The 13,911-nt window shown below is 66.9% G+C and carries 15 protein-coding genes; 4 read left to right on the top strand and 11 right to left on the bottom strand.

The features are described from left to right. Positions 1–6 precede the first annotated feature (6 nt). Together PDM28_RS01600 and birA are read right to left on the bottom strand one after the other, a co-directional pair. Entirely contained in the window at positions 7–744 is a 738-nt protein-coding gene (locus PDM28_RS01600; protein ID WP_311183544.1) for a type III pantothenate kinase, read from the bottom strand. Next, positions 741–1,706 (bottom strand): bifunctional biotin--[acetyl-CoA-carboxylase] ligase/biotin operon repressor BirA, encoded by a 966-nt coding sequence (gene birA, locus PDM28_RS01595; protein WP_102947072.1) that lies wholly within the window; start codon positions 1,704–1,706, stop codon positions 741–743. The genes PDM28_RS01600 and birA overlap by 4 nt, the downstream gene beginning before the upstream one ends. A gap of 136 nt (positions 1,707–1,842) precedes the next feature. Between birA and PDM28_RS01590 the strand changes: the two genes are divergently transcribed. Together PDM28_RS01590 and PDM28_RS01585 are read left to right on the top strand one after the other, a co-directional pair. Then, a complete protein-coding gene (locus tag PDM28_RS01590) occupies positions 1,843–2,115 on the top strand; it encodes a hypothetical protein (RefSeq protein ID WP_311183543.1) in 273 nt (90 codons plus the stop codon). Continuing rightward, the gene (locus tag PDM28_RS01585; protein ID WP_311183542.1) at positions 2,082–2,864 is read left to right on the top strand and encodes a M90 family metallopeptidase; all 783 of its coding nucleotides are present in this window, start codon (positions 2,082–2,084) and stop codon (positions 2,862–2,864) included. The genes PDM28_RS01590 and PDM28_RS01585 overlap by 34 nt, the downstream gene beginning before the upstream one ends. A 32-nt stretch (positions 2,865–2,896) precedes the next feature. Here PDM28_RS01585 and PDM28_RS01580 read toward each other — a convergent pair whose 3' ends face one another. The 4 genes from PDM28_RS01580 to dusA form a co-directional block, all read right to left on the bottom strand. Next, positions 2,897–4,321: an ATP-binding protein gene (locus PDM28_RS01580; RefSeq protein WP_070208480.1), complete on the bottom strand. Its 1,425-nt coding sequence runs from the start codon at positions 4,319–4,321 to the stop codon at positions 2,897–2,899. Positions 4,322–4,344: 23 nt separating this feature from the next. Further along, a complete protein-coding gene (locus PDM28_RS01575) occupies positions 4,345–5,031 on the bottom strand; it encodes a response regulator transcription factor (protein ID WP_102947051.1) in 687 nt (228 codons plus the stop codon). 72 nt (positions 5,032–5,103) lie between these two features. Beyond that, entirely contained in the window at positions 5,104–5,472 is a 369-nt protein-coding gene (locus tag PDM28_RS01570) for a hypothetical protein (RefSeq protein WP_102947052.1), read from the bottom strand. A gap of 189 nt (positions 5,473–5,661) precedes the next feature. Beyond that, positions 5,662–6,675: a tRNA dihydrouridine(20/20a) synthase DusA gene (dusA, locus tag PDM28_RS01565; protein ID WP_311183541.1), complete on the bottom strand. Its 1,014-nt coding sequence runs from the start codon at positions 6,673–6,675 to the stop codon at positions 5,662–5,664. Positions 6,676–6,894: 219 nt separating this feature from the next. Here dusA and PDM28_RS01560 point away from each other — a divergent pair, with 219 nt between their 5' ends. Beyond that, positions 6,895–7,851, top strand: a complete 957-nt coding sequence (locus PDM28_RS01560) for a cation diffusion facilitator family transporter (protein WP_311183540.1) — start codon at positions 6,895–6,897, stop codon at positions 7,849–7,851. A gap of 542 nt (positions 7,852–8,393) precedes the next feature. Here the strand turns inward: PDM28_RS01560 and PDM28_RS01555 are convergent. Next, positions 8,394–9,221, bottom strand: a complete 828-nt coding sequence (locus PDM28_RS01555) for an AraC family transcriptional regulator (protein ID WP_311183539.1) — start codon at positions 9,219–9,221, stop codon at positions 8,394–8,396. 110 nt (positions 9,222–9,331) lie between these two features. Here PDM28_RS01555 and PDM28_RS01550 point away from each other — a divergent pair, with 110 nt between their 5' ends. After that, positions 9,332–9,757, top strand: a complete 426-nt coding sequence (locus tag PDM28_RS01550; protein ID WP_102947057.1) for an organic hydroperoxide resistance protein — start codon at positions 9,332–9,334, stop codon at positions 9,755–9,757. A 118-nt stretch (positions 9,758–9,875) separates the two neighbouring features. Here PDM28_RS01550 and mmsB read toward each other — a convergent pair whose 3' ends face one another. The 4 genes from mmsB to PDM28_RS01530 are packed head-to-tail and all read right to left on the bottom strand — an operon-like array spanning position 9,876 to position 13,886. Then, entirely contained in the window at positions 9,876–10,766 is an 891-nt protein-coding gene (gene mmsB, locus PDM28_RS01545; protein WP_311183538.1) for a 3-hydroxyisobutyrate dehydrogenase, read from the bottom strand. Further along, the gene (locus tag PDM28_RS01540) at positions 10,763–11,938 is read right to left on the bottom strand and encodes an enoyl-CoA hydratase/isomerase family protein (RefSeq protein ID WP_311183536.1); all 1,176 of its coding nucleotides are present in this window, start codon (positions 11,936–11,938) and stop codon (positions 10,763–10,765) included. The genes mmsB and PDM28_RS01540 overlap by 4 nt, the downstream gene beginning before the upstream one ends. Further along, positions 11,935–12,735, bottom strand: a complete 801-nt coding sequence (locus PDM28_RS01535; RefSeq protein WP_070208456.1) for an enoyl-CoA hydratase — start codon at positions 12,733–12,735, stop codon at positions 11,935–11,937. The genes PDM28_RS01540 and PDM28_RS01535 overlap by 4 nt, the downstream gene beginning before the upstream one ends. After that, a complete protein-coding gene (locus tag PDM28_RS01530; RefSeq protein WP_483013763.1) occupies positions 12,732–13,886 on the bottom strand; it encodes an acyl-CoA dehydrogenase family protein in 1,155 nt (384 codons plus the stop codon). Before PDM28_RS01530 ends, PDM28_RS01535 begins: the two co-directional genes overlap by 4 nt. Positions 13,887–13,911: the final 25 nt, after the last annotated feature.

Here is a 13,911-nt window from a genome sequence, read left to right as displayed (position 1 = left end):
GCGATCCTACCGCGCCGCCGGTGGCTGGTGCACCGCCCAGCGCGCGAGGCCATCCAGCACCAGCGCTGGTTGGAACTGCGCGTCGCCCAGCAACGGCAACAATGCGGGTGCACCACCGCCATGGACCAGCAACGCCGGCACCGCGCCCAGCGTGGTGGCCGCCTGCATGCGGCTGCGCTCGATCAACGCCACTGCGGCGCCGTCGCAGCCGGAGGCCAGCGCATCTGCGGTGTCGTTGGCGAACTCGCTGTAGTCGCCGCCCTGCGCGGGCAACTGCACCGCGCGCGCATGCAAGGCTTCGCGCATGGTGGTAGGCGAGGCAGCGATGCGCCCGCCATGATGCTGGCCGTCCGCGTCGAGCAGGTCGATGGTGAGCGCGGTGCCTACTCCGGCCACCAGCACGGCCTGGCCGCGTTCGGCCGCGGCGATCAGCGCGAGGTAACGATCAACGCCGAACTTCGCCGGATCCGCATATGCGATGCGCACGCCCGCGCAACTGGCTTCGGTGCGTGCGACCCGCACGTGCTTGAAGCGTGCTTGCAGCACCTCGAGCATGCTGGCGGTGAGCGACGCGGCAGCCACGCTGGCCACATACGCGGTGTCGCCGCTGGGCAGCAGCGCCAGCGCATCGGTCGGCATCGCTTCGGCACCGTGCGGCCAGGCCTGCACGTCGCCGGCGCGGTTGCCCTGCAGCGGTGCGAACTTGAACCGCGAATTCCCCAGGTCGAACAACCAGTCGCTCATTGCGCCCTCACGCTGACTTCCCCGGCATGGAACACGCGTTCGCTGCCGTCGATGCGCACGCGCAACGCACCATCGTCGGCCAGCCCCAGTGCCTGCCCTTCATGCAGCACGCCTCCATCGTCCACCCGCACGTTGCGTCCGGCCAGACTGTCCAGCGCGGCATAACGCGGCAGGAATGGCGCCAGTCCGTCGCCCTCGAATGCGTCCAGCGCCGGCAGCAATGCGGCCAGCAACCACGCCACGACGTCATTGCGGCTGACCTCGTCGCCGAGCAGCGTGGCCAGATCGGTCCACGGCTGGGTGATCTCCGCGGCGAACGCGGCCGGCATGCGCACGTTGATGCCCAGCCCGATCACCGCGCGTGCCGGGCCGGCGAATTCGCCGCCACCTTCCACCAGCAGGCCACCGAGCTTGTGGCCGTCGACCACGATGTCGTTGGGCCACTTCAGGCCCACGTTGGCCACGCCGTGCGCGCGCAGCGCCTCGGCCACCGCCACGCCGGCGACCAGGCTCAGCCCGCCCAGCCGCGACAGGCCACCGGCGAAACCGCGCAGCACCGACAGGTACACATGCGCCGCCAGCGGCGAGGCCCAGGCCCGCCCGCGACGGCCGCGGCCGCCGGTCTGGCGTTCGGCCAGCAGCACCCGTGCGCCGCGCTCGGGCGCGCTGCACCGCAACAATTCGGTATTGGTCGACCCGACCGACCAGGACACATCCAGGCTTTCCAGACCGGCCTGCTGCGCGGGGTTGAGCGCATTCAGGATCGCAGCCGCGTCCAGCAGGTCCAGCCGCTGCTGCAGCTGGTAGCCGTCGCCGGCACGCCCATCGACCTCGATGCCCGCCGCCCTAAGTCCTTGAATCCGCTTCCAAATGGCGGCACGGGTCTGGCCCAGCTCGCGCGCCAGCGCGTCGCCGGACAGTCGCCCGGCGCCCAGTTTGGCCAGCAGTTGGCGGTCGTCCACGGCAGCTTCCATCGGTTGATCGGGAAAAGTATGCGGGAAAGCGGCCGAACGCGCTTTTCGGGAGGCTTCCAATCGACGCCGTGAATCGGGCTAGAATCGAAGATTGACCGTTTTCGCCCCTTCACGGAATTCGACGATGCGCCACGCCCATTGCCTGATCCTGCTGTTGGCTCCCCTTGCCGCGCACGCGTCCGATGCGCAGGCCAGCTCGGGCCGGGGCGGTTGCGTGTATTCGGCAGCGGAAAGCGAGCGCCCGGCCCCCGCCGCCGCACCGGCAACCCCGGCGCCGGCCACGGTCAAGCCCAGCGCCGCCGCACCGGTCAGCACCGGCGGTGGCGGCGACGATGACGTGCTGCCGCGCCTGCGTGCACCGAAATGGCACAGCTTCCTGCCGGGCATGTTCCGCTGATCCAGTCGTTGTTGCGCTGGCTGCGGTCCTCGCCGCGTCCCATTCCTGAAACGTCCTGGCAACGCACCTGCCAGCGTAGCGCGTGGCTGCGCGGTTTGCCGGCCGAGCGACGGCAGCGCCTGCGCGAACTGTCAGCTGCGTTCCTGCACGACAAGACCATCACGCCGATCGGCGGACTGCAGCTGGGCGACGATGATGCGGTACTGATCGCCGCGCTGTGCTGCCTGCCGCTGCTGGAACTGGGTGAAGTGGGACTGCGCGGCTGGTCGCAGGTGCTGGTCTATCCCGAAGGCTTCATCGTGCCGCAGAGCGAGATGGACGAAGACGGGGTGCTGCACGAGTGGGAAGAAGAGGCGATTGGCCAGGTCTCGCACAACGGGCCGCTGCTGCTGTCCTGGCATGACGTGCAAGCCGAGCTGAAGCACCCGCATGAAGGTGCCTGTGTGGTGGTGCATGAAATGGCGCATCGGATCGATGTGCTGGACGGCGTGCTCGATGGCACCCCGCCGTTGCCGCGCGACTGGCAGAAGCAGTGGGCCGCCGATTTCCAGCAGGCGTTCGATGCGCTGTGCGCGCAGGTGGATGACGGCCAGGAGACGGTGATCGACCCGTATGCAGCCGAAGCACCGGATGAGTTCTTCGCGGTGGCGACCGAGTACCACTTTTCCGCGCCGGACCTGCTGGAGCAGGAAATGCCGGTGGTGGCGGCGCATCTGCGCCGGTTCTATGGGGCTTCACCCTCGTTTTGAGGGTGTACCGGCCAGCGGCCGGTACCTACCGCTCAAGGGCCTGGCGGCAGCTTCACTTCAAACCGCGCGCCACCCAGTTCCGGCGAACGCTTCACCTGCAGTTCGCCGCGATAGTCCTTGATCAAGTCCTGCACGATCGAGAGGCCGATGCCGTGGCCTTGCACGCGTTCGTCGCCGCGCACGCCACGCTGCAGCACCTTGGCGATGTCTTCCGGCGCGATGCCCGGGCCATCATCATCCACCGAGAGCAGCAACCCGGCGCGGCGTACGCCCCGCTCCGTAAGCGGCTTGGCGGTCAGCAGCACGCGGCGGTTGGCCCACTTGAAGGCGTTCTCCAGCAGGTTGCCCAGCAGTTCCTGCAGATCGCCCGGTTCGCCGTGGAAGCGCGCGGCCTCGTCGATGTCGAACTCGCACAGCACGCCCTTGGACGCGTAGACCTTCTCCAGCCCACGCACGATTTCCTCGGCGTTGGATTCGATCGGCAACGGTGCCGAGAACAGCTTGTGCCCGGACGATGCCGCACGCGCCAGCTGGTAGCCGACCAGGTTGTTCATGCGGCGCAGCTGGACGTCGAACTCCTCGCGCAGGTCCTGGTCCTGGGCACCACTATCCAGCTGCGTGCGCAGCACCGCCAGCGGGGTTTTCAGGCTGTGCGCCAGGTCGGCCAGCGTGTTGCGCTGTCGCTCGAGATTTTCGCGCTCACTCTCAATGAAGGCATTGATGCTGTCGGTGAGCGGTTCCAGCTCACGCGGGTGGCGTTCGCTCATGCGCTCGGTTTCGCCGCGCTGGACCTTGGTCAGCTCGGTGATCACGCGGCGCATCGGGCGCAGGCTCCACTGCAGGATCACCGTCTGCAACAGCAGCAGGATCAAACCGGCACCACCCATCCAGAACCACACCCGACCACGGAACACGCGCAGCTGCGCACCGAGCGCGCGCGAGTCTTCCATCACGTAGATGGTGTACGGGAATTCGGTGGCGGGATCGGCGTCGGCGTCCCACACAAGGCCCAGGCCGTAGCGGTACACCGAGCCCTGGCTGCCATCGATCTGGATCATCGGCAGCGGGCCTTCGAACACTTCCTGGCGCGGGGCCAGCAGGCCGCCACCCACGGTGGGCAGCATCGGGCCCTCGGCGGACATCGAGTTGCCCTTGCCGTCCGGCATCACCACCTGCAGGTACAGGCCGCTGCCGGGCACGTCGAAGCGTGGATCCGGCGGCTGCTCGCGGATATACAGCGAGCGGTCGCGGGTGAAATCGATGCCGGCCGCGTAGGCGGTGGCGTAGTTCTTCAACCGCTCGCGCAGGTTGGCGCGCGCGGTGTCGGCGAAGGCAGCATCCAGCGCATAGCCGGCGATCGCCAGGAAGGCGATCAGGCTCACACTGGCAGCCAGCAGCTGGCGCGCCTGCAGGGAGCGCGGCCGCCAGCGTTTAAAGAACCACAGACGGCCTGACATCATCCCGTCACCGCACCAGCGGCTCAGCCCTCGTGGTTGCGCGGAATCGCGAAGCGGTAGCCGCGGCCACGCACGGTTTCGATCGGCTTGAGCTCACCGTCCGGATCCAGCTTCTTGCGCAGGCGGCCGATGAACACTTCCAGCACGTTCGAGTCGCGGTCGAAATCCTGCTGGTAGATGTGTTCGGTGAGGTCGGCCTTGGAGACCAGTTCACCGGCATGCATCATCAGGTATTCGAGCACCTTGTACTCGTAGCTGGTGAGGTCCACGTTGCTGCCTGCAACGCTGACGGTCTGCGCGGCGAGATCCAGCGCGACCGGGCCGCATTCGAGGGTGGGCTTGCTCCAGCCGGCAGCGCGGCGCAGCAGCGCGTTGACGCGTGCCAGCAGCTCTTCGACGTGGAACGGCTTGACGAGGTAATCGTCGGCGCCCTGCTTGAGCCCTTCGACCTTGTCCTGCCAGCTCGAGCGGGCAGTAAGGATCAGCACCGGGAACTTCTTGCCCTCGTCGCGCAGCGCCTTGATCAGTTCCATGCCCGACATCTTGGGCAGGCCCAGATCGATGATGCCTACGTCGAACGGCACTTCGCGGCCCATGTACAGACCTTCCTCACCGTCCTGTGCGGCATCGACGGCAAAGCCTTCGCGCTTGAGCCGGGCTGCAAGGGTTTCCCGCAGCGGGGCTTCGTCTTCGACCAGAAGGATACGCATGAACTCTCCCTAGTGTCCTGGGTGTGGCCTGGGGCCAGTGGCTAACAGATGACTGCGGACAACTATCCCCGTTCAGGGGTTATCGCCGCGTAGTGATGACATATCCGAACGCGGCGTGCGGGGCTGTGAACGCGGCTGGGCAGGGTCGTCCATGTAGCGGACCCGGCCCCGGTCATCCATGTATTTCACCCGGTTGATGTCCCGCCCATCGAAGGGCACCCGCTCGGCACCCAGGATGTGGCCGCCGGTGGTGCGCTGGACCCGGCGCACCGCGTCGGACAGGGACCGCTCCTGCGGGGCACCACGGGACGCCCGGACCATCTCGCCGCGGGCCGGTTCCGGCTGCGGGGCCTGCGCAGCCGCGCTGCCGATGGCAGCAACGGCGCAGGTCGCCAGCACGGCGGCAACGGCAATTCGACGGTGGCGGGGCAGGGAGAGCATCGGGTCTGATCCTAACGGAGCGCGTCAAAACGTTCAAAAGTTGTGAATCGGCGAGCGTCGGCCTGGGCCGGCGCTTTACGAATCTTTTGCAAATTCTTGGTTTTACGCAGTGAATCCGGTCTGAACTTTTCCGACCCCCGCTTCGCTTCGTTCATCTAAGTGAACCTTGCAGGGTCTTGCTGGGCGGTGTCAAGCCGCGACGCGTTCGGCCTGGTTGCGGGTGCTGGGCAGCGCCTGCTCGATCAGCGCCCAATCGGCGCCCGGGCGGTGGGCACCCTCGCTCAGCACCTGGCGGAATGCGCGGCCGCCCGGCTGGCCGTGGAACAGGCCCAGCAGGTGGCGGGTGATGTGCTTGAGGGCCAGGCCGCGCTCCAGCTGCGCCTCGATGTAGGGGCGCATGGCGCGCAGCAGCGCCTCGCGCGGCTGCAGCGGAGCGCCGGTCTGGGCCGCCTCCAGCTGATGCAGCACGTAGGGGTCGTGGTAGGCCGCGCGGCCCAGCATCACCCCGTCCAGCGCCGGCAGTTGGGCCTGGGAGGCCTCCACCGTGGCCAGGCCGCCGTTGAGGACGATCTGAAGGTTCGGGCGGTCGGCCTTGAGCCGGTGCGCCCAGTCGTAGCGCAGCGGCGGCACTTCGCGGTTTTCCTTGGGCGAAAGGCCCTTCAGCCAAGCGTTGCGGGCATGCACGATGAACATCGCGCTCCCGGCGTTGGCCGACTGATCGACGAAGTTCACAAACGTTTCGTAGTCGTTGTCTTCATCCACGCCCAGACGGCATTTCACCGTGACCGGGATATTTACTGCCTCGACCATGGCCGCCACGCACTCGGCCACGAGGGTGGGTTCGCGCATCAGGCAGGCGCCGAAACGGCCGGCCTGGACACGGTCGGAGGGGCAGCCGCAGTTGAGGTTGACCTCGTCGTAGCCCCAGTCCTGTGCAATTTCCGCCGCCTGCGCAAGCAGGGCCGGGTCGCTGCCGCCAAGCTGCAGGGCGAGCGGATGCTCGCTGCCGTCATAGCCGAGCAGGCGCTCGCGGTCGCCGTGGATCACGGCGTTGGCGTGGACCATTTCCGTGTACAGACGCGCGCCCGGGGCCAGGATCCGGTGGAACACGCGGCAATGGCGGTCCGTCCAGTCCATCATCGGGGCAACGGACAGGCGCAGGGATGCGGCGTAGCGGTCTGCGGGGGCGGCAGGCAGGGTCATGGGGTGTCGGGTCTGGCAGGGAAGTGCTGGGTTTGCCAGCGCGATCAATAGTTTACACCGGAGGCCTGAACCGGGCCGGGAATGGGCGGGAGACCCGAGAATCCTCGACCGTCGAGCCCAGCCTTGGAGTGTGTAGTCAAAGACGGGCAATCTACTGACCACGGCCCCCACTTCGTCCATGGTCGCTGCGGCTCATGCCGGGACTCTTTCGATTTCACCATGCGCGTTCTGCACCCCTCCACCTTCGACAGCAGCACGGAACAGGGCGTACTTCGCCTTTCCATCGCGGCCTCATTCGGCGTCGCGGCCATCGCCGTGGCCTTTGGCCTATACGCCAACTCATCGCTCATCATCTTTGACGGCATCTATGGCTTGATCGATGTGGTGATGACCTGGCTGTCGCTGCTGGTGGTGCGGCTTATCAGCCTGTCCACCAACGTGGACGCGCTGCAGTCGCGATTAAACCAGCGCTTTACCATGGGCTTCTGGCACCTGGAGCCGATTGTGCTTGGGGTGAGCGGCACGCTGATGATCGGTGCGGCGTTGTATGCGGCGGTCAATGCGGTCGATGCACTGATGTCCGGCGGCCGCGAGATCGCGCTGGGGCCGGCCATTGTGTTTGCGGTGATCTCCATCATCGTCGAGAGTGGCCTGGCGTTGTTCGTACGACGCGCCAACCGCTCCATCGGCTCGGAGTTCATCGCGCTGGACGCGAAGAACTGGGTGGTGGCAGCAAGCATGTCGGCGGCCTATCTGGTGGCATTCGGCGGCGGCTGGCTGCTGCGCGATACCGACTGGGCGTGGCTGGTGCCTTACATCGATCCGGCCATCCTGCTGGTGGTCTGTCTGTTCGTGGTCGTGGCGCCACTGGGCACCGTGCGGCAGGCGCTGTCGGACATCCTGCTGATCACGCCGGTCGACCTGCAGGCGCATGTGGATGAAGTCGCTCGCGGCATCGTGGCCAAGTACGGGTTCATCGAGCATCGCAGCTATGTGGCGAAGGTCGGCCGCGGCGACCAGATCGAGCTGTTCTTCGTGGTGCCGGCGAACGACCCGCCGCGACAGCTGGTCGAATGGGACCAGCTGCGCGATGAGATTGGGGAGGCACTTGGCGAGGAGTCGACTGATCGATGGTTGACGATCATGTTTACCACCGATCGCGAGTGGACCATCTAACGCTACGACGGCTCCAAGCGGATCGCGCCTAAGGACGCCGCTATCGAAAGCGAAGGTTTCCGCAGATGACGGCCCCAGATTCGACGGTGACCGTACCGTCGTTGATTGTGTTCCCAAAGCATCCGGTAAAGGTCTGCGTAACCGTGACTTTCGCGGAGTTCGGCAAACCTTCGCATGCGTCCCGCACCTGCTGCTCAACGTTGTCTCGAAGCGTCGCGAGTTCGTTGCAGGGTTGAGCAGCCGCGCGAATCTCGACGCTGGCGACTGGATCCCTGACGGAGCGGTGGGTGCTGCCGCCCCACGCAATTGCGACGGGAGAGGCAACTGCAGCCACCAGCAGGAACGCTGTTACAGGCTTCGTGAGAGCACGACGCTTCCTGGTTTCGGATGGAGCAGCGCGTGGTTTTTTGGAATGTGGTGAGAACGTCAAACAAGGGACCTTGTGGAACGCTTTCTAGCGTGGCCAACCACTATAGATCTCAAGAAACCACAGTTGCATCGGCCTTCTCTCTGGTTTGATGTAGGGGAAATTACACCCCGCCTCACAGTGCTATTGCCTGCTTCCACTGCCTCGGTGACTGGCCCGTTTGTGACTTGAACGCACGCGACAGCGCCGCCTCGCTTCCATAGCCCACATCAATCGCGATCCGCTTGAGCGGCTGGCCTTTACGTAGCGCCTGCTGCACCAGGCGCGTACGCCAACCCTGCAGGTAATGCCCCGGCGTGCTGCCGATGGTGTCGCGGAAGCTGTCGGCGAAGGCGCTGCGCGACATGCCGGCACGTTGGGCGAGCAGTTCGAGGGTCCAGTCCTGGGCGGGTTCTTCGTGCATGGCCACCAGCGCATGGCGCAAGCGGGGGTGGGACATGCCGGCAAGCAGGCCGACGCGGAGCTGGCCGCTCTCCATCAGTGCGCGCAGGATCTGGATCAGTACGACTTCGAACAGCCGGTCGAGCAGCGCCTGGCGGCCGCAGCGCTGGGCGAAGGCTTCATCGAACAGCACTGAAAGGATCGGCTGGCCGCCGTAGAGCTCCTGCAGCGGCAGGCAGATCACCGGCGGCAGTGCGGCGGCGACCGGGCTGCTGCCGCCGCCTTCGAACTGCAGGTGGGCGCAGGCGAAGTCGGCGCCGGCGTCCGGGTCGGTGACGAAGCGGTGCGCCATGGGTCGCGGGTAGACCAGCACGCTGGGCTGGGTGATCTCGAGCACGCTGCCATCAGGGTGCTCCACGCGTACGTGGCCGTTGCGGATCAGGTGCAGCTGGCCGCGCTCGCCTTCGGCCGGCAGGTCGGTAATGCCGCACAGGGCACCGGCGTGGAAGACCTCGGCATTGACCGCGAAGCGGCCCAGCAGGGATTGCAGGCGGTCGACCATTTCGGACTCCAGATCAAGTTTTCTGGATCTTATGTTGCCACACGTCCGCGCGGCAGGCGCAAAGTACACCTCACCAACCGGTCCATCCCGTTCACAGCCAGGAGATTCCCATGTCGATTGAAAAGGTTCTTTACACCGCCCATGCCACCGCCACCGGCGGCCGCGAAGGCCATGCCACCTCGTCGGACAAGGTGCTGGACGTGCAGCTGTCCACCCCGCGCGAGCTGGGCGGCGCTGGCGGCCCGGGCACCAATCCGGAGCAGCTGTTTGCTGCTGGTTACTCGGCCTGCTTCCTGGGCGCGCTGAAGTTCGTGGCGGGTCAGGCGAAGGTTGCGCTGCCGGCTGAGACCAGCATCACCGGCAATGTGGGTATCGGTCAGATTCCGACCGGCTTTGGCATTGAAGTGGAACTGCAGATCAGCGTGCCGGGCCTGGAGCGTGCACAGGTGGAAGAGCTGGTGCAGAAGGCGCACATCGTGTGCCCGTATTCGAACGCTACCCGCGGCAATATCGATGTGACGTTGACCATCGTGTAATAAAAAATGGGCGGGTGCCGGTCGTATTTGACCGGGCATCCGCCCATCCCACCGCGGTGGATCCCTGTTATGGGATGCATCTGGGTTCCGGAGGGCCGGCCAGCGGCCGGCGCTACCGTCAGGTGTCGCTTGTAACGAGTTGGACTACGCTGGAGAAGTCGAGCTTGCCGCGGCCTGCCTGGTGGTTCATCGAGTACAGGTTGCGGGCGAGTTCGCCCAGCGGGATCGAGGCGCCTACGCTCATCGCCGCTTCCACCGCCAGGCCCATGTCCTTGAGCATGAGGTCGCTGCCGAAGCCGCCGCTGTAGCCGCGCGATGCCGGCGCGTTTTCCAGTACGCCCGGCCACGGGTTGCACACTTCGGTGGCCCAGCTGCGGCCGGTGCTGACCGCCATCATCTGCGAGAGGACCTTCGGGTCCAGACCATGCGCCACGCCGAGCGCGATGGATTCGCCAGTGACCGCCATGATCACGCCCAGCGCCATGTTGTTGCACAGCTTGGCGACCTGGCCGGCGCCGCTGGCGCCCACGTGGAAGATGTTCTTGCCCATCGCCTGCAGCAGCGGGCGGGCACGTTCGAGCGCGTCCGTTTCGCCGCCGACGATGAAGGTCAGGGTGCCGGCCTGGGCACCGGCGGTGCCGCCGGAGACCGGGGCATCGAGCATCTGCAGGCCGCGCGCGGCAGCGGCTTCGGACACCTTGCGTGCGGTGGCCGGGGCAATGGTGCTGCAGTCGATCACCAGCGCGCCGCCGGGGATGTCGGCCAGCAGGCCGTCGTCGCCCAGGTACACGCCTTCGACGTGGCGGCTGGCCGGCAGCATCGAAATCACCACTTCGGCGTCGGTCAGGGTGTCGAGCGCGGAGCTGGCGGCGGTGGCGCCTGCGTCGACGGCGGCCTGCACGGCGGCGGGCACCAGGTCGAACACGCGCACGGCGTGACCGGCCTTGGCCAGGTTGGCGGCCATCGGGCCACCCATGTTGCCCAACCCGATGAATGCAATACGGCTCATGCAAGGCTCCTTTCAGGAACGGTGGCACCCAGGTCGGCCAGCGGATGCGTGGCCTCGTTCCAAGGCGAAACGAAGAAGGTCTGTGCCCACTGCGGGGTAGCGTCGGCCAGGGTGGCCGGCTGCCAGCGCGGGGTGCGGTCCTTGTCGATCAACAGCGCGCGGATGCCTTCGGCGAAATCGCCGTGGGCGGCGCTGTGCAGTGCGGCGATGTATTCGAAGCGATAGACGTCGGCCAGCGAGGCACCTTCCGCCCGCTTCTGCAGTTCCCAGGCCAGGCGTGCGGAACCGGGGGCACCGGCGGCGAGCGTGGCCTGCGCGGCCTGCAGCCAGGGGTCCTCGGTCTGCAGTGCGGCGATGGCGTTGACCACGGTGACCACGTCGTCGCCTTCGCACAGCGCGTCGATGGTGGCGGCGTTTCGCAACAGCGGGCCGGTAGCGGCGTCGCTGGCGTGCTGCTGCAGCAGGTTGGTGAGCTGCTCGTGGTTGCGCTTGGCGTCGTCGCTCCAATGCACCTGCGCCAGCGCGCTGAACACGTCGGCACGCTGGGCTTCGGCGATATGGATGTCGGCCAGGCCGGCGTAGATGGCATCGCCCGCGTTGAGCGGTGCGCCGGTCAGGGCCAGGAACAGACCGCCCTTGCCCGGTACGCGCGGCAGCAGCCAGCTGCCACCGACGTCCGGGAACAGGCCGACGGTGATTTCCGGGAACGCCAGTTTCGAGCGCTCGCTCACCACGCGGTGGCTGGCGCCGGACATCAGTCCGATGCCGCCGCCCATCACGATGCCATGGCCCCAGCACAGGATCGGCTTGGCATAGGTATGGATGGCGTAGTCGACGCGGTACTCCACGTCGAAGAACTCCGCGGCGTAGGCGTTGTCGCGCACGTCGCTGTGGCCAGCGTCGCGGTAGGCGCGCATGCTCTGGTACAGGCTGTGCAGGTCGCCGCCGGCACAGAACGCCTTCTCTCCGGCGCCCTGCAGGACCACCAGGGCGATGTTGTCATCGGCCGCCCACGCGGTCAGGCGCTCGTGCAGCAGGTGCGCCATCGGCAGCGAAAAGCCGTTGAGGGTGCGCGGTGCGTTGAGCGTCGCGATGCCGATGCGCTTGCCGTTGGCGGCGTGCTGCTCTTCGAACAGCACCGGTGCTTCCGCAGCGGTCTCGGCGGTGCTCATGCGTTCTTCCACTGCGGCGCGCGCTTTTCCAGGAAGGCGTTCACGCCTTCGGCCTGGTCGGCACGGTCGAACAGGTCGACAAAGGCTTCGCGCTCGGCGACCAGCGCCGAGGCATGGCTCATGCCACTGCGGGTGGACTGCACCAGGGTCTTGCACGCGGCCACGCTCGACGGGCTCTGCTTGCCGGCCTTCTTCGCCCATTCAAGGGCCAGGGCCTTGGACTCGCCCTTGCCGACCTTTTCTTCGGCCAGGCCAATCCGCACGGCGGTTTCGGCATCGATGCGTTCGCCGAGCAGGATCAGGCGCTTGGCCCACCCCTCGCCCACCAGGCGCGGCAGGTTCTGGGTGCCGCCGGCGCACGGCAGCAGGCCCACGGTGGCCTCCGGCAGTGCGACCTGGGCGTGGTCTTCGATGATGCGCAGGTCGCAGGCCAACGCGCATTCCAGCCCGCCGCCCATCGCATAGCCGTTGATGGCAGCGATGGAGACGCCACGGAAGCCGGAAAGCGCTTCGAAGGCTTCGCCGAAGCGGCGCGCGGCCTCGCGGGCCAGCGCCTTGTCGCCGGAGGCGAACTGCTTGAGGTCGGCACCGGCCGAGAAGAACTTCTCGCCGCCACCGGTGATCACCAGCGCGTAGATGCCGTTGTCGGCATTGAGCGCACCGACCAGGTCGCGCAGCGCCGACAGGCTGTGCACGGTCCAGGTATGGGCCGGCGGGTTGTCCAGCGTGACCACGGCGGTGTGGCCATCGGCTTCCACCTTCAGGCCAACGTGTTCGTGCGTGCGCCAATCCATCATCGCAGTTCCTCTTCGGTGTTGAGCAGGTGACGGGCCACGATCACGCGCATGATCTCGTTGGTGCCTTCCAGGATCTGGTGCACGCGGCTGTCACGCAGCAGGCGTTCGATCGGGTACTCGCGAATATAGCCGTAGCCACCGTGGATCTGCAGTGCGTCGTTGCAGATCTGGAAACCGGCGTCGGTGGCGAAGCGCTTGGCCATCGCGCACCACACGGTGGCATCGCTGGCACCGGCGTCGAGCTTGCGTGCAGCGGTGTGCACCATCTGCCGCGCGGCGACCAGCTGGGTGGCCATGTCGGCCAGCTTGAACTGCAGCGCCTGGAAGTCGGCCAACGGCTTGCCGAACTGGCGACGCTCGCCCATGTAGCGGCGTGCGGCGTCCAGCGCGCCCTGCGCTGCGCCCAGCGAGCAGGCGGCGATGTTGATGCGACCACCGTCCAGGCCCTTCATGGCCAGCTTGAAACCGCTGCCCTCTTCGCCGAGCAGGTTGCCCACCGGCACACGCACGTTTTCGAAGGTGATGCCGCGGGTGGGCTGGCTGTTCCAGCCCATCTTCTCTTCCTTGCGGCCGTAGCTGATGCCCGGCAGGTCGGCCGGCACCGCGATGGCGCTGACGCCCTTGGCACCCGGGCCGCCGGTACGCGCCATCACCACCAGCAGCTCGGTGGCACCGGCGCCGGAGATGAAGGCCTTGGAACCGTTGAGCACGAAGTGGTCGCCATCGCGCACGGCGGTGGTCTTGAGCGAGGCCGCGTCCGAACCGGCACCCGGTTCGGTCAGGCAGTACGACGCCAGCTTGCTGCCCGAAGACAGCGCCTGGCCCCATTCGGCACGTAGTGCGTCGGTGCCCCACTTGGAGACCATCCACGAGGCCATGTTGTGAATGCTCACAAAGGCGCCGGTGGACGGGTCCACATTGGCGAGCTCCTCGATGACGACGGCGGCGTCCAGACGGCTCAGGCCGCTGCCACCGATATCGGGGTCCATGTACAGGCCACAGAACCCGAGTTCCCCGGCCTTGGCGATCGCCTCGCGCGGAAAGATGCCCTCCGCATCCCATCGCGCGGCGTGCGGCGCCAGTTCGGCCTGGGCGAAGTCACGCGCGGCTTCTCTATAGGCCTGCTGCGCTTCTTCGAGTTCCGTCGTCATCGAGTTGCTCATAAAAAATACTCCG

This window comes from Stenotrophomonas aracearum (assembly GCF_031834615.1).
GTDB classification, from domain to species: domain Bacteria; phylum Pseudomonadota; class Gammaproteobacteria; order Xanthomonadales; family Xanthomonadaceae; genus Stenotrophomonas; species Stenotrophomonas aracearum.
The sequence above is the reverse complement of the archived record's forward strand: the minus strand, read 5'-3'. Positions and strand labels throughout refer to the sequence as shown.

Bases quoted from the DNA above. Each gene is read 5' to 3' on its own strand.
- PDM28_RS01550 (WP_102947057.1), top strand. From the start codon at position 9,332: ATGTCGATTGAAAAGGTTCTTTACACCGCCCATGCCACCGCCACCGGC.
- PDM28_RS01575 (WP_102947051.1), bottom strand. From the start codon at position 5,031: ATGCGTATCCTTCTGGTCGAAGACGAAGCCCCGCTGCGGGAAACCCTT.
- PDM28_RS01535 (WP_070208456.1), bottom strand. From the start codon at position 12,735: ATGATGGATTGGCGCACGCACGAACACGTTGGCCTGAAGGTGGAAGCC.
- PDM28_RS01540 (WP_311183536.1), bottom strand. From the start codon at position 11,938: ATGAGCACCGCCGAGACCGCTGCGGAAGCACCGGTGCTGTTCGAAGAG.
- mmsB (WP_311183538.1), bottom strand. From the start codon at position 10,766: ATGAGCCGTATTGCATTCATCGGGTTGGGCAACATGGGTGGCCCGATG.
- dusA (WP_311183541.1), bottom strand. From the start codon at position 6,675: ATGACCCTGCCTGCCGCCCCCGCAGACCGCTACGCCGCATCCCTGCGC.
- PDM28_RS01590 (WP_311183543.1), top strand. From the start codon at position 1,843: ATGCGCCACGCCCATTGCCTGATCCTGCTGTTGGCTCCCCTTGCCGCG.
- PDM28_RS01560 (WP_311183540.1), top strand. From the start codon at position 6,895: ATGCGCGTTCTGCACCCCTCCACCTTCGACAGCAGCACGGAACAGGGC.
- PDM28_RS01580 (WP_070208480.1), bottom strand. From the start codon at position 4,321: ATGTCAGGCCGTCTGTGGTTCTTTAAACGCTGGCGGCCGCGCTCCCTG.
- PDM28_RS01530 (WP_483013763.1), bottom strand. From the start codon at position 13,886: ATGACGACGGAACTCGAAGAAGCGCAGCAGGCCTATAGAGAAGCCGCG.
- PDM28_RS01600 (WP_311183544.1), bottom strand. From the start codon at position 744: ATGAGCGACTGGTTGTTCGACCTGGGGAATTCGCGGTTCAAGTTCGCA.
- PDM28_RS01585 (WP_311183542.1), top strand. From the start codon at position 2,082: ATGGCACAGCTTCCTGCCGGGCATGTTCCGCTGATCCAGTCGTTGTTG.
- PDM28_RS01570 (WP_102947052.1), bottom strand. From the start codon at position 5,472: ATGCTCTCCCTGCCCCGCCACCGTCGAATTGCCGTTGCCGCCGTGCTG.
- PDM28_RS01555 (WP_311183539.1), bottom strand. From the start codon at position 9,221: ATGGTCGACCGCCTGCAATCCCTGCTGGGCCGCTTCGCGGTCAATGCC.